Below are 20,060 nucleotides of genomic sequence, written 5' to 3'. Positions count from 1 at the left end.
CTCGGCGGCGGGTGCGGCCGGGGCGCGCGCCGGGCGCGCGGTCGCGGCGCGCTCGGCCGCCGCCTCGGCGGCCTCGAGCGCCTCGAAGATGTCGTCGATCTGTCCGGCGAAGGGGTCGGCCGGGGTCGGGCCGGTGTAGCGCGCCGGGCGCGGCGCGGCGGCGACCGGCGCGGCCTCCTCCTCGCCCTCGGCGGCAGCGGATTCGGGCGCGCCGCCCTCCTCGCGCCGACGGCGCCCGCCGCGACGGCCGCGGCGACGGCGGCGTGCATCGGCTTCGGCACCGCTCTCGGCGGACGACACCTCGCCGCCTTCCGCGGCTTCGGCCGCCTCGGTGGCCTCGGTGCCGGCCTCGGGCGGCTCCGCGCCTTCAGCCTCGGCCTCGGTCTCGCCTTCGCCGGCAGCGAGGGCCTCGCCCTCGGCGCCGGGCTGGCCCTCGCGGCCATCCTCGCGGCGGCCGCCACGACGACGGCGGCGGCGACGGCGGCGGCGCTCGCCTTCCTCGGCCGTCTCGGCGCGTTCCTCGTCGCTGCGCTGGGTGTCCTCGCTCTCCTCCGCGGCCTCGGCTTCCTCGGCCTCGTCCTCGACTTCGATCGGCTCCGGCGCGTAGTCCATGCGCAGGGCGGAGGGGGCGGCGGGCATCGCGCCCGGCTCGGCGGCGCGCAGGCGCTCGATCTTCAGCGCCGGCGGGATGAGCGAATCATCCGGCTCGAACATCACCGCCATGCCGAAGCGCGCCTCGAGCTCGGCCAGGCGATCGCGCTTGCGGTTCAGCAGCCACAACGCCACGGGGGCGGCGACGCGCACCATGATCTCGGCGGCGCGGCGCTTCGCACCCTCCTCCTCGATGGCGCGCAGCACCTGGAGCGCGCTGCTCTCGACGCTGCGGACGGTGCCGCGGCCCATGCAGTGCGGGCAGGTGATGAAGGTCTGCTCGGCGATGGACGGGCGCAGCCGCTGGCGGCTCATCTCCAGCAGGCCGAAATGGCTGATGCGGCCGACCTGGATGCGGGCGCGGTCCTGCTTCAGCGCCTCCTTCAGGCGGCGCTCGACCATGCCGTCGTGCTTGGACGACTCCATGTCGATGAAGTCGATGACGATCAGGCCCGCGAGGTCGCGCAGGCGCAACTGCCGCGCGATCTCGTCCGAGGCCTCGAGGTTGGTGCGCAGCGCGGTGTCCTCGATGTGCCGGTCGCGCGTGGCGCGGCCCGAGTTCACGTCGATGGCGACCAGCGCCTCGGTCTGGTTGATGACGATGTAGCCGCCGGACTTCAGCTGCACCACCGGCGAATGCATCGCATCGAGGTGCTGGTCGACGCCGTAGCGCGCGAAGAGCGGCACCACTTCCCGGTGCAGCCGCACCTTGGAGGCATTGGCCGGCATCAGCATGCGCATGAACTCGCGCGCCTGGCTGTAGGCCTCGTCGCCCTCGACAATCACCTCCTCGATGTCGCGGCCGAAGACGTCGCGGATCGAGCGCTTGATCAGGTCCGCTTCCTCGTAGATCAGCGCCGGCGCGGTGGAGGCCAGCGTGCGCTCGCGGATGTTGTCCCACAGGCGGAGGAGGTATTCGCAGTCGCGCTTGATCTCGGGCTTGGGCCGCTGCGCCCCGGCGGTGCGCACGATCAGCGACATGCCGTCGGGGAGGTTCATCTCCTCCACCACCTCGCGCAGCCGCTTGCGGTCGGCGGCCGAGGTGATCTTGCGGGAGACGCCGCCGCCGCGCGGGCTGTTGGGCATCAGCACCGAGAAGCGGCCGGCGAGCGAGATGTAGGTGGTCAGCGCGGCGCCCTTGCCGCCGCGTTCCTCCTTCACGACCTGCACCAGCATGATCTGCCGGCGCTTGATCACTTCCTGGATCTTGTAGTGGCGCAGGAAGCGGGGCGGGATGCGGCGCTCGCGGCGCTCCTCCTCGGCCTCGGGGGGCAGGTCCTCGCCGCCGATGGTCTCGGGCGGGGGCGGGGGCTCGTCGGCGGGAACGCTTTCGACGCGGCCGGCGTACTCGGCCTCGACGGCCTCGCCTTCGCCCGCCGGGAGTTCGGCGGCGGCACCGGGTTCGACCGGCATGCCGGCGTCGGGCGTGCCGGTGATGCGGTCATCCGCCATGTCGAGGGCCTGGGCGGCGGGCCGGGGGGCCTCCGGCACCTCCGCAGCCCCGGCAGTGCCTTCGTCGTCGGCGGGTGCTTCGGCTGCCGCGGACGCATCGGTGGCCGGCGCCTCGACGTCGGCCGCCGTCTCCGCGGAGGCCTCGGCAACGGGCTCGCCGGCCTCCTCGGCGGAGGCGGCCTCGGCGGTGCCGGCCTCCTCGCCATTGGTCCAGGCCTCGGAGCCTTCGCCGTTCCAGGCGGCGCGGTCCATCGCCGATTCCGGCGGCAGGTCGGCCTCGTCCTCGGCGCGGGCTTCCTCGGCCTGCATCTCGATCAGGCGCTGCCGGTCGGCGACGGGGATCTGGTAGTAGTCGGGGTGGATCTCGCCGAAGGCCAGGAAGCCGTGGCGGTTGCCGCCGTATTCGACGAAGGCGGCCTGCAGGCTGGGTTCCACCCGGACCACCTTGGCCAGGTAGATGTTGCCCTTGAGCGGCTTGCGGGTGGCAGTCTCGAGGTCGAATTCCTCGACGCGGTTGCCGTCCAGCACCACCACCCTGGTTTCTTCGGGGTGGGATGCGTCGATCAGCATGCGCTTGGTCATGGCACGTCGTGCTCCACGCCGCGGCGAAGCCGGCGGCGCACTGGAATGGCGAGGCCCGGGCGGAGACGGAATCGCGGCGCTGCGTCCTCTGGCATGCGGCGGCGGTCGTCCTCGCTCGGCGGACCCGGCGCCGCGCGCGGCGCGGTGCGGGCCCTGGGTGGGCGCGCCTGGTCTCTGCCCCGGACACCCTCGGACGGCCGTCGGCGACGGCGGTCACAGGCGCAGGCGGGCCGGCGATGCGATGCGGCTTGCCCGGTGCCGGCGGAAGGGGCAGGACGGGCCATGCGCGCACCGGGTTCCGCGCCGGCGGAGGTGGCAGGGGGGCGCCCGGCGAAGCCACGGAACCAAGGGGCTGGCAGGATGCCGCCCCGGCTCCAGGCCGGGCACCCGGTCATCCGCTCCGGCGTCGCGCCCCGCCTCGAGCCCTGGGGTCGCGCGCCGGACGAACCCGCCCGGGACTCCGCCCGCAGCGGCAGCCGCCGGGGCAAGGCACCATAGTCGGGGCAGGTGCGTGTCACAACCCCGGCGGGCGGGTCCCGCGGTGTTGAGGCAACACTTTCATTCAACCGTGGCAAGCCCCTGGAAATCATGGCATATTGTCGCGCCGCCCGAGAGGGGGTCTTGGCGGCAAGGGGATTTCGCGATGCTCGGCTTCGGTCGGCGCCCCTTTCTGGGGCTCGGGCTGCTCGCCGCGACGGCGGCTTCGCCCGCGCGGGCGGGCAGTATCGGCGAAGGCGCCTTGGCGCCGGCGGGCGGCGGCGCGCGCCTGACCCTCGCCGTGCAGGGCGAGCAGCGCTGGTCGTTGCGTCCGGATGCCGATCCGGCGCGGCTTGTGCTGCACCTGCCCGGCGCTGCCTGGCGCATGGCTGCCTCCCTGCGCGGCGCCGGCCCGGTGCGCGCGGCGCACTTCGCAGCCGCCGAGGACATGCTGGTGCTGGAACTCGCAAGACCCGCCCTCGGCGTGCCCGGCCCGGCGCGGGCGGGGCACATCGTCATCGACATCCGCCCGGCGGCGGCCGCGCGCTTTGCCGCCGCCGCGCGCGCCGGGCGCGACCTCGCCTCGGGCCTGGCGCGCGGCGCGGCGCCGCTGCCGCTGGTGGTGTTCGACCCCGGCCATGGTGGGCGGGACCCCGGCGCGATCGGCGCCTCCGGCACCTACGAGAAGCGCATCGTCCTCGCCGCCGCGCTGGAGACGCGCCGGCGGCTGGAGGCGACGGGCGCCTGCCGCGTGCTGCTGACGCGCACGCGCGACGTCTTCGTGCCGCTTGCCGACCGGGTGGAATTTGCCCGCCGGCGGGAGGCGGCGCTGTTCGTCTCGCTTCACGCGGATTCGGCCCCCGGAGCCCGGGGCGCCTCGGTCTACACCCTGGCCGAGACGGCCACCGACGCGATGTCCGAGGCGCTCGCCCGGCGCGAGAACCGCGCGGACATCGCCGGCGGGCTGCGCCTGCCCTCCGTCTCGCCGGACGTGCAGCGCATCCTGATCAGCCTGATGCGGCAGGAGACGCGGGCCGGCTCCGCCCGCCTCGCCCGCCTCGCGGTGCGGGAGCTGGGGGAGGAGGTGCCGCTGCTGCCCAACACCCATCGGGAGGCCGGCTTCGTGGTGCTGAAGGCGCCCGAGATCCCCTCCGCCCTGGTCGAACTCGGCTTCCTCTCCGACCCGCGGGACGAGGCGGCGCTGCAGCGCGCCGATCACCGGGCGCGGCTGGCCGGTGCGCTCGCCCGCGCGGTCAAGGGCTGGCTTGAATCGGCGCCGGTCCGGGCACAGGTGGGCTGATGCGGGCGCGATCGCGCCTGCGGGACCGCAAGAGGCCGCGGGTCCCTGGCGGGCGGCCGTTCCTCATCGGGCGGCAGGACCGCGGTGCGTGTCGCGCCGGCCCGCGCAGAGGTGTATCTAGTCGACGATGACTCCCCCCGAACTCCGTGCCGACGCACCTCTCGATCCCACACGCCGGAAGCGGCGCGGGGCGGGACCGGCCGCGCCCGCCGACAATACCGAGCCCGGGCCGCAGGCCGACGAAGCGCGGCCGCGGGATCGCAGGCGGCATGAAAGGCCCGCCAAGGCGAGGCGCCGGCGTCGCGGCCTCGGCCTTTTCCGCACCCTCTTCGTCCTGCTGCTGGCCGGCGGCGTGGTCGGTGCCGTCGGCGGCTACGGGGTCTATCGCCAGGTCTCCGAGGACCTGCCGGATTATCGCTGGCTCGCGGACTACGACCCTCCGCAGATGAGCCGGATCTACGCGGCGGATTCCCGGCTGACCGCGGAACTGGCGACCGAACGGCGCGTCTTCGTCCCGATCGAGGCCATCCCGCGCCGCGTGCAGCAGGCCTTCGTCTCGGCCGAGGACCAGCGCTTCTGGGAACATGGCGGCGTCGATCCGCTCGGCATCGGCCGCGCGCTGCTCACCGCGGCCGAGAACTACGGCTCCGGCCGGCGCATGGGCGGCGCCTCGACCATCACCCAGCAGGTCGCCAAGAACATGCTGGTGGGCAGCGAACGCTCCCTGATGCGCAAGGTGCGCGAGGCGATCCTCGCCGTGCGCATCGAGCAGGCGCTGTCGAAGGACCGCATCCTCGAACTCTACCTCAACGAGATCTTCCTCGGGCAGAGCGCCTACGGCGTCGCCGCCGCCGCGCAGGCCTACTTCAACAAGGGCCTCGACGAGCTGACCGTGGCCGAGGCGGCCTTCCTCGCCGCCCTGCCCAAGGCGCCGAACAACTACAATCCGCTGCGCTTCCCCGAGGCCGCGCGCGCCCGGCGCGACTGGGTGCTCGATCGCATGGCCGAGGACGGCTACATCACGCGGGAGGAAGCCCGCTACGCCAAGGCCGAGCCGATCGTCCCGCGGCCGTCGCGCCGGCCGGAGGTCGTCCCCGTCGGCCAGCACTTCACCGAGGAGGTGCGGCGCGAGCTGATCCAGCGCTTCGGCGCGGAGCAGACGACGATGGGCGGCCTCGTTGTGCGCACCAGCCTCGACCCGACGCTGCAGGCGGCGACGGAGCGGGCGCTGCGCGACGGGCTGATGTCCTACGACCGCCGGCGCGGCGGGTGGCGCGGCGCCTTCGGTCAGATCGCCGCCGGCCCGACCGAATGGATGCCGGCGCTGGAGGCCTATCAGCGCCCGCCGGGGGGGCTGCCGGAATGGCGCCTCGCGGTGGTGCTCGAGGTCCGCAACACCGAGGCGCGGCTCGGCTGGGTCGAACGCGGCGACGGCCGCGCGGCGCCGCAGCCGCGCACCGGCCTTATGTACCTCTCGGACCTCTCCTGGGCGCGGCCGGCGCGGGACGGGCGCGTCGGCGGGCAGCCGTCGCGCATGCAGCAGGTGGTCAGCGTCGGCGACGTGGTCTTCGTCGAGCCGCAGGCTTCCCAGCCCGCGGCGCAGGGCCGCGCGGCGCGCCCGGAACGGCTGGAACTGCGCCAGATGCCGCAGGTGGAAGGCGCCGTCGTCGCGCTCGATCCCCAGACCGGCCGCGTGCTGGCGATGGCCGGCGGCTGGTCCTTCGAACGCTCCTGGTTCAACCGGGCCACGCAGGCGATGCGCCAGCCCGGTTCCTCCTTCAAGCCCTTCGTCTACATTACGGCGCTGGAGCAGGGCATCCCGCCGAACCAGGAACTGCTCGACGAGCCGATCGAGGTGATGTCGGGCGGGCGCGTCTGGCGGCCGCAGAACTACACCGCCGGCCGCACCTATGGCTGGGTGACGATGCGCCAGGCGATGGAGCGCAGCCTCAACCTCGTCACCGTGCGGCTCGCGCAGCAGGTGGGCATCGACGCGGTGGCCGACGCGGCCGCGCGCTTCGGCGTCATCCCGAACATGCCCCGCTACCTGGCGCTGTCCCTCGGTGCCGGCGAGACGACGGTGATGCGCATGGCCGCCGGTTATGCCGCCTTCGTGAACGGCGGGCAGGAAGTGACGCCGACGCTGATCGATTCCGTGCAGGACCGCCGCGGCCGCGTGGTGTGGCGCGCCGACCGCCGGACCTGCGCGACCTGTTCGTCCGGCGGGCCGGAGGCAGGGCCGCCTGAACTGGTGGACCCGCAGCGCCGCCAGGTGACCGACCCGATCGCCGCCTACCAGATGGTCAGCCTGCTGCAGGGCGTGGTGCAGCGCGGCACCGGCGCCAACGCCATCGGCGACCGCCTCGGCCGCCCGGTCGCGGGCAAGACCGGCACCACGGACGACTACAAGGACAACTGGTTCGTCGGCTTCACCCCCGACATCGTGGTGGCGGTCTGGCTGGGCTACGACGACCCGCGCAGCCTCGGCAACGGCGAGACGGGCGGCGGCAATGCCGCGCCGATCTTCCGCGAGGTGGTGTCCGCGGCGCTGCGCGACAGCCCGCCGGTGCCCTTCCGCGCCCCGCCGGGCGTCGCGCTGGTACGCATCAATGTCGGCAATGGCTCGATCCTCGAAGCCTTCCGCCCGGGGACGGAGAATGCCGCCAGGCGCTGGGGCGACGGCAGCGGCAGCGGCGGGGGCACGGCCTCCGGCCTCGACAGCAACCTGGGCGGGCTCTATTGAGCGCCTCCCATGCGTGCTGAAGCAGAATCCCTGAACGAGCAGATCACCGCCTCGGTGTCCCTGCTGAGGAGGCATCTTTGACTGGGATGCCGCCGTCCGCCGCCTCGAAGAGCTGAACGCTCGCGCCGAGGATCCCACCCTCTGGAACGATGCCGCCGAAGCCGGCCGCGTGATGCGCGAACGCGGGCGGCTGGCCGAGCAGATCGAGGGCGTGCGTCGCCTCGAACGTGACGTCGCCGATGCGCTCGGGCTGATCGAACTTGCCGAAGCGGAAGGCGACGACGCCACCGCCGATGCCGCCGTCGCCGACCTCGAGCGCCTGGCCGAGGAAGCGAAGCGTCGCGAGATCGAGAGCCTGCTCTCGGGCGAGGCCGACGCCAACGACTGCTACGTCGAGGTGAACGCCGGCGCCGGCGGCACCGAGGCCCAGGACTGGGCCGAGATGCTGCTGCGCATGTATGTCCGCTGGGCGGAGAAGCGCGGCTACAAGGTGACGGTCACCGAACGCTCGGACGGCGAGCAGGCCGGCGTGAAGTCCGCCACCATCCAGGTGAGCGGCCCCAACGCCTATGGCTGGCTCAAGACCGAAAGCGGCGTGCACCGGCTGGTGCGCATCAGCCCCTTCGACGCGGCGGCGCGGCGGCAGACGTCATTCGCCTCCGTCTACGTCTATCCGGTGATCGACGACCGCATCGAGATCGAGATCAACCCGGCCGACCTCAAGACCGACACCTTCCGCGCCTCCGGCGCCGGCGGGCAGCACGTCAACAAGACGGAATCCGGCGTGCGCTTCACGCATATCCCGACCGGCATCGTGGTGGCGTCCACCCAGGACCGCAGCCAGCACCGCAACCGCGCCATCGCGATGGAGATGCTGCGCGCACGCCTGTACGAGCTGGAGCTGCGCAAGCGGGAGGCGATCAGCGACGCGGTCGAGGCCGGGAAGACCGACATCGGCTGGGGCCACCAGATCCGATCCTACGTGCTGCAGCCCTACCAGATGGTGAAGGACCTGCGGACCAGCGTGGAGAAGGGGAATCCCGACGCCGTGCTGGACGGGGAACTGGACGAGTTCATGGCGGCGGCGCTGGCGCAGCGCGTGGGTGCGACGCGCAGCGACGCGAGCGCGGCGGCGCGGTAGGAAGGTCGGGGGGAGGGAACTCCCCCCGAGCCCCCCTCCTTGGTCATTTGCGCTGGGGCGTGACCGTGGCGTCGGTGCACGCCGGTGACAGACAGAAAAAGGGAAGGGGTGCGGGGGAGTTCACTCCCCCGCCCTCAGCCGTCGTTCACCTGGCGCTGAAGATTCCGCGCCATCCGGTCGATATCATCGAAATTCGTCACCAGCGCCCGCTTGTCCTTCGCCGTCTGCCGCAGCGGCGACGCGCCGAAGAGCCGCGGCGCATCCGCCGCCGGGATGCCCGTGAGCCGTGCGATCCGCTCGGCGGTGTCCGGCGCCACGCTCTGCCCGGCGACGTAGTCCGGGTAGGTGATCTCAAGGTAGCGCGAATACCCGCCGAAGGCGCGCTGCACGAAGCGCCGCGTCTTCAGGATCGGCAGCATGTAGGCGAGGGCCTGTTCCGCGCTCAGCGTCACGCTCATGTCGCGCGCGGCGTCCTTGTCGTTGCCGGTGTGGTAGATGCCGCGCGCCTCGGCGATGACGTGGCTGGCGAAGCATTCCGCGAGGTCGGGACGGACCAGGTGGATCACTGCCGCGCGGCGGGACTTCAGCCAGTTGGTCAGGAAGTTCGATCCGGGCGCGCCGACCGGCATCGTCCAGATCGGCGCGAAGGAGCCGAGGTTGTTGTACATCAGGTCGAAGTGCAGCACCGCCGGCGCGACCTTGGCGCGGAGCTGCTCGACGAAGAGGTCGAGCGCGCTGCCCATCTCCTCCGCCTCGAAGCCGAAGCCGCCGCGGGAGGCGACGAAGCCGGCGAAGAAGCCGCGGAAATCGGAACCGCCGGCGCCTGGCTGGAACACCTCGCCCAGCGAACGCGCGATGCTGCCGGCCGACAATGACGTCCCGAGGAACTTGGTCCCGCTGCGCTGCGTCGCGATGGTGACGAGAAAGGGGGGCCGTTCGTCAGACAACGCGGTCTTCCGCCATGGCGATGAGGTTCCTGGGCTCCGGCACGGTGTGATGTGTCCCCCGGTTGCGAGTGGGGCCTGGCGTGGCCGGCCATCATCATATGACAGCCGTGTCATTGTGGCGAAGAAGGCCTCGTATGCGCCTTGAACCACTTCATGGGCACGGTATACGGCGAAGTACGCCGCTTTCCTCGGTGGCGCCGCGGGGGGCGCGCGTTTGGCACTGACTGTCATGCATGTGTCGCATGGTGCCGGGGGCGGCGCCGGCCGCGCCGGACGGCGGGCGCACATGGCGGCGCGCGAAGCGGGGATGCTGTCCGCCTTCGCCTTCGCCGAGGGCGAGACCGGCGCGCCGGGCGACATCCTGCTGCGCGCCGTGCCGCCCGGGGATGCCGGTGCCGCCGCCCTCGCCACCGCGCTGCACGACAAGGTGCAGTGGGGCGTGGTGCAGTCGGCGCGCAGCGCCGAGACCAACACGCTGTTCTCGATCGCCCATCCCGGCCTCGCGCTGGAACGCCAGGCGCTGTTCGCCGCGGCGGATATCCTGCACCTGCACTGGACCTCCTGGGCGGTGCCGCCGGCGACGCTGCGCGGCTGGCTCGCGGAAGGGCGGCGCGTGGTGTGGACGCTGCACGACCTCTGGCCGATGACGGGCGGCTGCCACTATCCGGCGGGCTGCGGGCAGTACCGCAGCGCCTGCCTGCAATGCCCGCAGCTCGCCGATGCCTGGTCGCTGGTGCCGAACGCCTTCGAGGAGAAGCGTGCCGCCTGGTCCGCCCCTGGGCCGGTGGTCGTCGCGCCCTCCCGCTGGATCGCGGCGCGCGCGGCGGAGAGTGCCATCCTCGGCGGCTGCCGCATCGAGGTCATCCCCAATCCGGTCGAGACCGAGGTCTTCGCCCCGCGCCCGGACCGCGAGGCGCTGCGCGCCGGCTGGGGGATCGGGCCGGACGACCTGCTGCTGGTCGCCGGCGCGCACGACAACCGGGAACACCGCAAGGGCGGCGCGCTGCTGATGGAAGCCCTGCGGCGGGTGAGCGAGGACGGGCGCCTCGCCGCGCTGCTGCCGCCGGGCGGGCGGCTGGCGGTGGCGGGCTTCGGCAAGTCGGCCTTGCCGTCATGGCCGGGGCTGAGGACGCTCGCCTTCGGGGAGGTGGCGGAGGACGAGGTGCTGGCCGACATCCTCTCGGCGGCCGATCTCGCCTGCATTCCCTCGATCGAGGACAACTACCCGAACGTCGCGCTGGAGGCGCTGGCCTGCGGCACGCCCTGCCTCGCGACATCGGTCGGCGGCCTGCCGGACCTGGTGCGGGAAGGGAGCTCCGGCGTGCTCGCCGAAGCCGCCGGGGCGGAAGCCCTGGCCGAGGCGCTGCTGCGCTTCGTCGCCCGCCATCGTGGCGATGCCGGGATGCGCGCCGCCGCGCGCGCCCAGGCGGAGGCGGAGAACGCGCTGCCGGTGATCGGCGCGCGCCTGGCCGCGCTGTACCAGGACATCGCCGGACCGCGCCCCGGCGCGGAGCCGGCGGCCCATGCCCGCGCCCTGCGCGCCTTCGCCCGCGCGCCGGTGGAGGTCGCCGCCGTCCCGGCCGCGCCCTTCCTGCGCTTCCCCGCCAACCTGCTGCTGCGGCAGGTGGCCGGCGCCGCGGCGGCGGAGATCACTCCCGCGCCGCTGCCTCCGCCGGCCGCGGACGGCCCACGAATCGTCGCGCTGCGGACGCATCACGTGCATCACGGCGCGCGTTCCGGCCCCTATCAGTTCCTGCGGCACCTGCCGCAAGGCATGCGCGTGGATGCCCGCGCCACGCCGCTCGGCGCCGCGCTGGCCGGGGAGAAGGCGGCGGAGTTCCGCGCCTGGGGCCGGCTGCTCGGCACCGTGCCCTTCGGCCAGCAGGGCAATGCCTGGCTGGCCGAGGCGGAAGTGCTGGCCGCCTGCGCGACCGAGGGCGCCGACATCGTCCACGCCATCGACGGGGAGCTCGCGCTGTGGCTGCTGCCGCGGCTGCCGGCGGCGCTCTTCGCCGGCGGGCGGCGGCCGCGCATGGTCGCGACCTTCCACCAGCCGGCGCCGCTGCTGGCCGGCATGGTGAATAGCAGGCTGCTCGGGCGGCTCGATGCGGCGATCCTGCTCTGCGAGGCGCAGCGCCCGGCCTTCGCGCCGCATCTGCCGGCGGAGCGCATCCACGTGATCCCGCATGGCATCGACAGCGACTTCTTCGCCCCCGGTCCGCGCGCGGAAGGGAAGGGGCTGCGGCTGCTCTCGGTCGGCCATTGGCTGCGCGACCACGCCACCACCTTCGCCGCGCTGAAGCTGCTGCGCGAGGCGGGGTTGCGCCCGAGCCTCCGCCTCGTCACCCCGCAGCCCCCCCCCGGCGTGCCGGCGGGCGTGACAGTGGAGAGCGGGCTGACCGACGAGGCGTTGCGCCAGGCCTATCGCGACGCGGACCTGCTGCTGCTGCCCTTGACCGACGCCACCGCCAACAACGCGATCCTGGAGGCCATGGCCTGCGGCCGCCCCGTCGTCAGCACCGATGTCGGCGGCGTGGCGGAGATGACGGAGGGCGCGGCGCGGCTGGTGCCGCCCGGTGATCCGCAGGCGCTGGCCGAGGCGGTCGCGGCGCTCGCGCGTGACCCGATGGCGGCCGCGGCGCTTGGCCGCGCGGCGCGGGCGCGGGCCGAGGCGCTCGACTGGCGCCGGATCGGCGCGCGCCATGCGGCGCTCTACGCGGCGCTCGCCGGGCAGGCGACATGAGCCGCGTCCTGCTGCTGCCCGCCGCCGCCTGGATGCCGCAGCCGACCGGCGGCTACGCGGCGGTCTTCGCGGCCCCGCTCACCGGCCGGCTGGCCGTCTGGGCGGAGGGCCTCGACACGGAAGCGGCGAGCCTGGTGCCGCATTCCGGCCCGGAACTGCCCTTCCTGCGCCTGGGTGGAACCGCCTTCGCCACCGGCAGCACCCTTGCGCGGGAGGTGTTCCGCCTGCACGCGCTGACGCCGGCGCGCCGCTGCGTGGTGATCGGCCTGCCGGCGCCGCGCCATTCGCCGACGCTCGATGCCTTCCTGCCGCGCGCCCTCGCGCGTCCGGCGACGCGGCCGGCGCCCGATCTGCCGGCGGCGCGCGCGCGCATGGATGCGGCGCTGGCCGGGCAGGATCTCGACGGCGCGCTGGCCGCGCTCGCCGACCTGCTGATCCTCGCGCGGGATGCGCCGGCGACGCGCGATGCGGTCGCCGCGCTGCTCGCGCATCTCGCGCGCCATCCGCTCTGCCGCAGCCTGGGCCTCGGCGCCTTCGCCGCGGCCCTGACCGAGTAAGGCCCCGCCATGGCCCTGATCATCCTCGACCCCAATCTCGAAGGCGAGGCGGGGCACCACCTCGCCTACGACCTGGCGATCGCGAAGGAGGCGCTGGCGCGCGGGGAGCCGGCGACGATCATCGCCAACCGCCGCTTCGGCGCCCGCACCATCGAGGGCGTGCGCGTCCTGCCCCACTTCACCGAGACCTGCTACGCGGTCCGCCATCAGGACCCGGTCACCGGCGCCTTCGACGATTTCCGCCACTTCAACGACCTGCTGCAGGCGGAACTGGCGACGCTGCCGCGCGGCGAGTTCCGCCCCTCCGACTGCGTGCTGGTGCCGACCGTCACCGAGAACCACCTCGCCGGCTATGTCGGCTGGATGAAGGGATTCGACCCCCTGGAGGCGCCGCTCTTCCTCGTCCACCTCATGCTGCCTTCGGGCTATGCGGTGGAGGGGCACGGGCGGCAGGCGGTCGAGGACAGGCTGCGGGCGCTGTTCTATCGCCTCGCCGACCGCGCGGCGCAGGAACCGGGGCCGGAGGTCCACCTCTTCGCCAGCGGCGGGCAGCATGCGGCGGAGTACGGCGCGCTGCTCGGCCGCACGATTCCGCCGCATCCGGTGCCGATCCGCCCCGAGCCGGCGCCGCGAGCCGGCGAGCCTCCGCGCCGCGCGCTGCTGTTCGCCGGCGACGTGCGCACCGACAAGGGCATCGCGCTGCTGCCGGACCTCGGCCCCGCGCTGGCCACAGCCCATCCGGACTGGACCTTCGTCGCCCACGCCAATACCGAAGCGGCCTGGGGCGAGGCCAAGGCGGCGGGGGAACGGCTCGCCGCGCTGGCCGAGGACTTCACGAACCTGGAAGTCGCCGGCGGGCGGCTTTCGCCACAGGCGTATCTCGCGCTGCTGCAGGGCGTGCGGATCGCGCTGTTCCCCTACGACCCCGCGCTGTACCGGCGGAAATCCTCGGGCGTGCTGTGGGAGGCGATCAGCCTCGGCGTGCCGGTGGTGGTGCCGGAAGGCACCTGGCTCGAATACGAGGCGCGGCACTGGGGCGCCGGCCATGTCGCCTATCGCGCGCATGACCCCGCCGCCATCGCCGCCGCCTTCGAGGCGGCGCTGCCGCGCATCGAGGAACTGGAACAGGCCTCCGCCGTCGCCGGCGAACGCTACCGTGCGGCCAATGGCGCGGCGGCATTGATGGACCAGATCGCCGCGCTGTGGGTGCGCCACAAGGCGGTGTCCTCCCTGGTGACGCGGCCGCGCAGCATGGCGCTCGATCTCACGCGCCTGGAGGCCGGCTGGCACCGGCCGGAGACGGTCGAGGGCCGCCAGGTCCGCTGGACCGCGCAGGAGCCCGTCATCGCCTTCGACTGGCCCTTCGACGAGCCCTGGGAGGCGGAGCTGACGCTGCTCTCCTTCTTCGGCACCGAGCAGTTGCAGAAGGTGACGGCGACGGTCGGTGAGGCGCCGGTTGCCCTCGACTGGTCGCGCGATGGGCGCGGCGGCCGGCTGGTGCTGCGCGGGCCCGGCGCGGGGCGCGCGCGGCCGCGCGTGGAGCTGCGCCTGCGGCTGCCCTACACCTACCGCCCGGCCAATGATGCGCGCGACCTCGGCGTGCTGGTGGCGGGCTTGCGCGTCGGCCCGACGGCCGGCGAGGCGGTGACGGCGGCCGAACGGCCCTTCGCCCGCGTGCTCGCCGCGCCGGCCGAGGCCGGCGGCTGGCCCGTGGCGCCGGCACTGAGCGGGGAGGTGCTGGCCGAGGCGGACGTGCCCTGCGTGCTCGCCTTCCGCCTGCGCGCGGGCTCGGTGCCGGCGGCGCGGGGGCTGTCGCTCTTCGTCAACGGCGCGCCGCTGCCGCTGACCGTCTCTGCCGAGCCGGGCGGGAGCTGGCTCGCCACCGCGACCCTGCCGCCGGCGCTGCTGCGGCGGGCTGGCGTCGCCGCCTGGGACCTGGTGCAGGAGGGCGGCGGCACGGGACCGGCGCCGGTGCTGCTCTCGGTCGGCGCGGCCGGCGCGGCAGGCACGCTGACGCTGGTGGCGCCGGCGGAGGAGGCGCTGTCCGCCCAGGCGGAGGCCGAGCCAATGGCGGGCGCGGTAGAGGAGGCGGAAGCGGCGCCCGAGGACGCAGCGGACACGGCCCCGGTGCAGGCACCGTCGCCGGAAGGCCCGCAGCCGGTGGCCGAACCCGCGGCCCTGGTGGAACCCCGCATCCGCTGGGACCTTTGCGCCGGCATCGGGCCGGAGGAGGGGCCCTTCCCCGATCTCGGCCTGCCCGCCGGGGTGCGCTGGATCGTCGCACGGGAGGCGCGGCTGGTGGTCGAGGCGGCGGCCGAGGGCGCGCTGCCGTTGACCCTCGGCTATCGCAGCCTGCTGCCGCGCCAGAGCATCCGCGTCGCGCTCAATGGCGGGCCCGAGGCGTCGCTGGAGACCACCGCGGCCGGGCTGCGGGAGAGCGGCGAGATGGTGCTCGATCTCGCCCTGCGGCCCGGGGCGAACGAATTGCGGCTCGGTTTTGCCGGCGCGGTGCGGGAACCGGGGTCGGGTCGCGAGCTGGTGCTGCTGATCGAGCGGATCGCGCTGGGGTGATACCATCGGCCGCCATTCGCGACCGCAGGTATCCGCCTTTCCGTGCTCTCGGGCGCCGGGCGCAAACCTCCGGTTTGCTTGGCGTCGCCGGATCACCGGCGGGCCGTATTCGCGGCCTCGGCATGAGTCAGTGACTCATGTTGCGGGTATGACTCGCACTAGCCACACACAGGGCGAATGCCCGTGCGGTTGGCATCCGGGTTTGGGCTTGGCGTGCGGCTGCCCCGGCGCGCGGTCCCCTGAGCATCACGGTCGAGCCACGGAACCCTGAGCCTCACCCATACGCAGCGGCGAGTTCGGCGAGCTTCGCGACGGTGTTCATGTTCCGCGCCGTGCCTGCCTGCGCGGCCGGGATGCGCAGCTTCGAGCGCCCGATCCCCGTGGGGCAGCGCACGTAGATCTCCCGCCTGCCGAGGCGCAGCTCCTCATCGACGCGGCCACGGGCGCCTTCGAGCGCGTCCGCCGGCGGAGGCTCATCGAGGAAGACGGCGAAGCAGCGGTTGGGCGGCGCCTCCCCGAAGGGATTGCCGGCCAGCACCGCGGCCATCTCCGCCGCGGAGCGGAGCGTGACGCCGATCGGCTTGCCGGCATCCGCGTGCAGCCGCGCCTCGATCGCCGCCTTGATCGTGGCGACCGGCTGCGCGCTCTCGAAGACGACATTGCCGCTGGCGATGTAGGTCCGGACCCGGGCGAGGCCCGTCGCGACGCATATCGCCTTCAGCTCGGCCATGGGCAGCGTGCCGGACCCGCCGACATTGATGGCGCGCAGCAGCGCGACGTAGGAGGCCATGCGCTCTACCGCATCGCGGCCTTCAGCACGTCGCCGACCTCGTCCAGGATCGCAGGGTCGTCGATGGTCGGCGGCACGACGTAGTCCTCGCCATCGGCGATCTTGCGCAGGGTGGCGCGCAGGATCTTGCCGCTGCGCGTCTTCGGCAGGCGGGCCACGACACGGGCATCCTTGAAGGCGGCAACGGGGCCGATGCGGTCGCGCACCATCGCCACCAGTTCCTGCCCGATCGCGGCTTCACCCCGCGTCACGCCGGCCTTGAGCACCACCAGGCCGAGCGGCACCTGGCCCTTCAGCGTGTCCCGCACGCCGACCACGGCACATTCGGCGACATCGGGGTGCGAAGCCAGCACTTCCTCCATCGCGCCGGTGGACAGACGATGGCCGGCGACATTGATGATGTCGTCGGTGCGGGACATCACCCAGACATAGCCGTCCTCGTCGATCATTCCGGCATCCGCCGTGCTGTAGAAGCCCGGATGCGCCGAGAGGTAGGCGTCGCGGAAGCGCTGGTCGGCGTTGAACAGGGTCGGCAGGCAGGAGGGCGGCAGCGGCAGCCGGACGGCGAGGCTGCCGATCTGCCCGCGCGGCAGTTCCCTGTTTGCCTCGTCCAGCGCCACGACATCATATCCGGGCGCGGGCTTGCCGCCGGAGCCGGGCCTCGTCGGGAACAGCCCAAGGCCGCGGAAATTGCCCGTGATGGTCCAGCCGGTTTCCGTCTGCCACCAATGGTCCACCACGGGCTTGCCCAGCAGGCGCTCGGACCAGGTGACGGTGTCGGGGTCGCAGCGCTCGCCGGCGAGGTAGAGCGCCTCCAGCCTCGACAGGTCGTGCCGCTTCAGCAGCAGGCCCTCCGGGTCCTCCTTCTTGATGGCGCGGATCGCGGTGGGCGCGGTGAACAGCACCTTCACGCCATGCTGCGCACAGACGCGCCAGAAGGTGCCGGCATCCGGCGTGCCGACCGGCTTGCCCTCGAACAGGACCGTGGTGCAGCCCGCGAGCAGCGGGGCGTAGACGATGTAGGAATGCCCCACGACCCAGCCGACATCCGAGGCCGCCCAGTACACGTCGCCCGGGTTCGCGCCGTAGACCATGGACATGGAATTGTGCAGCGCGACCGCGTGGCCGCCATTGTCGCGCACGATGCCCTTGGGCGCGCCCGTCGTGCCGGAAGTGTAGAGGATGTAGAGCGGATCGGTGCTCTCCACGCTGACGCAGGCATGCGGGGAGGCGGCAGTCTCCGCCGCGAGCAGATCCTCGTCGCGGCCGGGCGTCAGCTCGCAGGGGGATTCGGGACGCTGGAGGATCAGCACGCTCGCGGGCTTGTGCGGGCTGAGGCCGATCGCGGCATCGAGCAGGGGCTTGTACTTCACCACGCGCCCGGGCTCGAGCCCGCAGCTTGCGGAGACGATCGCCTTCGGCTTCGCATCGGCGATGCGCGTGGCGAGTTCGGCCGCGGCGAAGCCGCCGAAGACCACCGAATGCACCGCGCCGAGCCGCGCGCAGGCGAGCATGGCGATCGCCGCTTCCGGCACCATCGGCATGTAGACGATGACGCGGTCGCCCTTCGCCACCCCGCGCGCGGCGAGCGCCCCGGCCACCCGCGCCACGCGGTCCTGCAGCCGGGCGTATGACATCGCCTCGATCCGCCCGGTCATCGGGCTGTCCCAGATGATGGCGGGCTGTGCGCCCCGGCCGGCGGCGACATGGCGGTCCACCGCGTTGAAGCAGGTGTTGAGCCGCCCGCCCGGGAACCAGCGCCCATAGACGCCGAGGGCAGGATCGAAGGCCGCGCGCGGCGGCGCGTCCCAGGCGATGCCCTTGGCGGCTTCGGACCAATAGGCCGCCGGGTCGCGGCGCCAGCGGGCGTAGGTCTCGTCATAACGCGTCGCGCCGGCGGCTTCGTTCATGCCTGGGCTTCCTCCCGTCCTTGCCGCGAGCCTGGACCGCCGCGCAGGGGCCATGCAAGGCCCGGCGCGGGGCATCGATGTTGCGCCAGATCAACATTCCGCCCCTCGCCGGAGCCTATGGGTCGCGGGCACCCGGCGGCGGACCGGGATACAGGCCCAGGGAGACAGGCGATGGCCGAAGATGCGCATCTGCGCGTGCTGAACAGTCCGAGATTCCAGGAACTCGTCCGGCGGCGATCAGGCTTCGCCTGGACGCTCTCGGCCATCATGCTGGTGATCTATTTCGGCTTCATCCTGCTGGTGGCCTTCGCCAAGCCGCTGCTGGGCATGAAGGTCGGGGGCGGCGTCACTTCCCTCGGCATCGTGCTCGGCCTGTTCGTGATCGTCGCGGCCTTCGTGCTGACCGGGGTCTATGTGCGGCGCGCCAACAGCGAGTTCGACGCGCTGACCGACCGCCTGAAGGAAGAGGTGCAGTGATGCGGCGCATCCTTTGGGTTTCCGCCCTGGCGGCGTTGGCCGGCACGGCGGCGCATGTCGGGCTGGCGCACGCGGCCGGTGCCCTGGAAGGGCAAGTGGACCGGCAGGCCCTGAACCTGGCCGCGATCGTCATGTTCTTCCTGTTCGTCATCGGCACGCTCGGCATCACCTACCGCGCCGCGATGCAGACGCGCTCGGCGGCGGATTTCTATGCGGCCGGCGGCGGCATCACCGGCTTCCAGAACGGGCTCGCCATCGCCGGGGACTACATGTCGGCGGCATCCTTCCTGGGGATCTCCGGCCTGGTCTTCGCCTCGGGATTCGATGGGCTGATCTACTCGATCGGCTTCCTGGTGGGCTGGCCGGTGATCCTGTTCCTGATCGCGGAGCGGCTGCGCAACCTCGGCAAGTTCACCTTCGCCGACGTCGCCTCCTTCAGGCTGGAGCCGACCTCGATCCGCATCCTCTCGGCCACCGGCACGCTGGTGGTGGTGGCCTTCTACCTGATCGCGCAGATGGTGGGCGCGGGCAAGCTGATCGAACTGCTGTTCGGGCTGCAGTATCTCTACGCGGTGGTGATCGTCGGCGTGCTGATGATCGTCTATGTCGCCTTCGGCGGCATGAAGGCGACCACCTGGGTGCAGATCATCAAGGCCTGCCTGCTGCTGGCCGGCGCATCCTTCATGGCCATCATGGTGCTGGTCCGCTACGGCTTCAGCCCGGAGGCGATGTTCGCCGATGCGGTGCGCATCCACCCGCGCGGGGATGCGATCATGGCGCCGGGCGCGCTGGTCTCCGACCCGGTCTCTGCGATCTCGCTCGGTCTTGCGCTGATGTTCGGCACCGCCGGCCTGCCGCACATCCTGATGCGCTTCTTCACGGTCTCCGACGCCCAGGCGGCGCGGAAGTCGGTGTTCTACGCCACCGGCTTCATCGCCTATTTCTACATCCTCACCTTCATCATCGGCTTCGGCGCCATCACCTTCCTGATGACCGACGACAGCTTCTACCATGCCGGTCCCGGGGGCGTGATCAACCGCGTGGGCGGGCTGATCGGCGGCACCAACATGGCGGCGATCCACCTGGCCAATGCGGTGGGCGGGTCGCTCTTCCTCGGCTTCATCTCGGCGGTGGCCTTCGCGACCATCCTCGCGGTGGTGGCGGGGCTGACGCTCGCCGGGGCCTCGGCGGTGTCGCACGACCTCTATGCCGAGGTGATCGCGCGCGGCCGCGCCAACGAGCAGAGGGAGGTGCGGATCTCGAAGATGACGGCGGTCGTCATCGGCATCGTCGCCATCATCCTCGGCTACGTCTTCGAGAACCAGAACGTCGCCTTCATGGTGGGCCTGGCCTTCGCGGTGGCGGCATCCTGCAACTTCCCGGTGCTGCTGATGTCGGTGTTCTGGAAGGGGACCACCACGCGGGGTTCGCTGATCGGCGGCTTCCTCGGGCTGCTCAGCGCGGTGGTGATGGTGGTGCTGTCCAAGGCCGTCTGGGTGCAGACCCTTGGCTTCGGCGAGGCGCTTTTCCCCTACGACAACCCGGCGTTGTTCTCGATGACCATCGCCTTCGTCGGCATCTGGCTGTTCTCGAAGATGGACAGCAGCGCCCAGGCGAAGTCGGAACAGGCCAGCTTCGACGCGCAGTACGTGCGGTCCGAGACCGGCATCGGCGCCGCCTCGGCCCATATCCACTGACCCGCACGGCGCGGCCCTTCGC

General features: G+C 72.8%; 12 protein-coding genes. 8 read left to right on the top strand and 4 right to left on the bottom strand.

The window, feature by feature from the left end:
- Positions 1-2,685: Rne/Rng family ribonuclease (locus GXW74_RS23420; RefSeq protein ID WP_211849017.1), on the bottom strand; the 2,685-nt coding region annotated here is incomplete at its 3' end.
- Positions 2,686-3,328: 643 nt separating this feature from the next.
- Between GXW74_RS23420 and GXW74_RS23415 the strand changes: the two genes are divergently transcribed.
- The 3 genes from GXW74_RS23415 to prfB all read left to right on the top strand — a co-directional run bounded on the left by GXW74_RS23415 (position 3,329) and on the right by prfB (position 8,346).
- The gene (locus GXW74_RS23415; protein WP_211849016.1) at positions 3,329-4,462 is read left to right on the top strand and encodes an N-acetylmuramoyl-L-alanine amidase family protein; all 1,134 of its coding nucleotides are present in this window, start codon (positions 3,329-3,331) and stop codon (positions 4,460-4,462) included.
- A gap of 127 nt (positions 4,463-4,589) precedes the next feature.
- Positions 4,590-7,205, top strand: coding sequence for a penicillin-binding protein 1A (locus tag GXW74_RS23410; protein ID WP_211849015.1), 2,616 nt, complete (start codon positions 4,590-4,592; stop codon positions 7,203-7,205).
- Positions 7,206-7,214: 9 nt separating this feature from the next.
- A protein-coding gene (prfB, locus tag GXW74_RS23405) for a peptide chain release factor 2 (protein ID WP_211849014.1) occupies positions 7,215-8,346 on the top strand; the annotation gives its coding sequence in 2 pieces (ribosomal slippage) (positions 7,215-7,283 and positions 7,285-8,346; 1,131 coding nt in all).
- A 134-nt stretch (positions 8,347-8,480) separates the two neighbouring features.
- On the opposite strand, the gene GXW74_RS23400 is transcribed toward prfB, so the two are convergent.
- Complete coding sequence (locus GXW74_RS23400; RefSeq protein ID WP_211849013.1) at positions 8,481-9,293, bottom strand: hypothetical protein; 813 nt, start codon at positions 9,291-9,293, stop codon at positions 8,481-8,483.
- A 286-nt stretch (positions 9,294-9,579) separates the two neighbouring features.
- On the opposite strand from GXW74_RS23400, the gene GXW74_RS23395 reads away from it, so the two are divergent.
- Genes GXW74_RS23395 through GXW74_RS23385 form a run of 3 tightly spaced genes read left to right on the top strand, consistent with a single transcriptional unit; the run spans position 9,580 to position 15,164 of the window.
- Positions 9,580-12,036, top strand: coding sequence for a glycosyltransferase (locus GXW74_RS23395; protein ID WP_211849012.1), 2,457 nt, complete (start codon positions 9,580-9,582; stop codon positions 12,034-12,036).
- Positions 12,033-12,593 carry a hypothetical protein gene (locus tag GXW74_RS23390; protein WP_211849011.1) on the top strand — a complete coding sequence of 187 codons (561 nt, stop codon included), beginning with the start codon at positions 12,033-12,035 and terminating at the stop codon, positions 12,591-12,593. The genes GXW74_RS23395 and GXW74_RS23390 overlap by 4 nt, the downstream gene beginning before the upstream one ends.
- Before the next feature lie 9 nt (positions 12,594-12,602).
- Entirely contained in the window at positions 12,603-15,164 is a 2,562-nt protein-coding gene (locus tag GXW74_RS23385; RefSeq protein ID WP_211849010.1) for a hypothetical protein, read from the top strand.
- Between the two features lie 274 nt (positions 15,165-15,438).
- On the opposite strand, the gene GXW74_RS23380 is transcribed toward GXW74_RS23385, so the two are convergent.
- Positions 15,439-15,954, bottom strand: a complete 516-nt coding sequence (locus GXW74_RS23380) for a DUF1697 domain-containing protein (protein WP_211849009.1) — start codon at positions 15,952-15,954, stop codon at positions 15,439-15,441.
- A gap of 5 nt (positions 15,955-15,959) precedes the next feature.
- Positions 15,960-17,864 (bottom strand): propionyl-CoA synthetase, encoded by a 1,905-nt coding sequence (locus tag GXW74_RS23375; RefSeq protein WP_211849008.1) that lies wholly within the window; start codon positions 17,862-17,864, stop codon positions 15,960-15,962.
- A gap of 171 nt (positions 17,865-18,035) precedes the next feature.
- Here GXW74_RS23375 and GXW74_RS23370 point away from each other — a divergent pair, with 171 nt between their 5' ends.
- A complete protein-coding gene (locus tag GXW74_RS23370; RefSeq protein WP_211849007.1) occupies positions 18,036-18,341 on the top strand; it encodes a DUF485 domain-containing protein in 306 nt (101 codons plus the stop codon).
- Positions 18,341-20,038 carry a cation acetate symporter gene (locus GXW74_RS23365; protein ID WP_211849006.1) on the top strand — a complete coding sequence of 566 codons (1,698 nt, stop codon included), beginning with the start codon at positions 18,341-18,343 and terminating at the stop codon, positions 20,036-20,038. The genes GXW74_RS23370 and GXW74_RS23365 overlap by 1 nt, the downstream gene beginning before the upstream one ends.
- Positions 20,039-20,060 lie beyond the last annotated feature (22 nt).

The sequence above is a fragment of the Neoroseomonas eburnea genome (genome assembly GCF_018129005.1).
Classification (GTDB): Bacteria; Pseudomonadota; Alphaproteobacteria; order Acetobacterales; family Acetobacteraceae; genus Neoroseomonas; species Neoroseomonas eburnea.
The sequence above is the reverse complement of the archived record's forward strand: the minus strand, read 5'-3'. Positions and strand labels throughout refer to the sequence as shown.

Excerpts from the sequence above, each read along its gene's own strand:
- GXW74_RS23410 (WP_211849015.1), top strand. The coding sequence starts at position 4,590 with ATGACTCCCCCCGAACTCCGTGCCGACGCACCTCTCGATCCCACACGC.
- GXW74_RS23385 (WP_211849010.1), top strand. The coding sequence starts at position 12,603 with ATGGCCCTGATCATCCTCGACCCCAATCTCGAAGGCGAGGCGGGGCAC.
- GXW74_RS23365 (WP_211849006.1), top strand. The coding sequence starts at position 18,341 with ATGCGGCGCATCCTTTGGGTTTCCGCCCTGGCGGCGTTGGCCGGCACG.
- GXW74_RS23375 (WP_211849008.1), bottom strand. The coding sequence starts at position 17,864 with ATGAACGAAGCCGCCGGCGCGACGCGTTATGACGAGACCTACGCCCGC.
- GXW74_RS23395 (WP_211849012.1), top strand. The coding sequence starts at position 9,580 with ATGGCGGCGCGCGAAGCGGGGATGCTGTCCGCCTTCGCCTTCGCCGAG.
- GXW74_RS23390 (WP_211849011.1), top strand. The coding sequence starts at position 12,033 with ATGAGCCGCGTCCTGCTGCTGCCCGCCGCCGCCTGGATGCCGCAGCCG.
- GXW74_RS23380 (WP_211849009.1), bottom strand. The coding sequence starts at position 15,954 with ATGGCCTCCTACGTCGCGCTGCTGCGCGCCATCAATGTCGGCGGGTCC.
- GXW74_RS23370 (WP_211849007.1), top strand. The coding sequence starts at position 18,036 with ATGGCCGAAGATGCGCATCTGCGCGTGCTGAACAGTCCGAGATTCCAG.
- GXW74_RS23415 (WP_211849016.1), top strand. The coding sequence starts at position 3,329 with ATGCTCGGCTTCGGTCGGCGCCCCTTTCTGGGGCTCGGGCTGCTCGCC.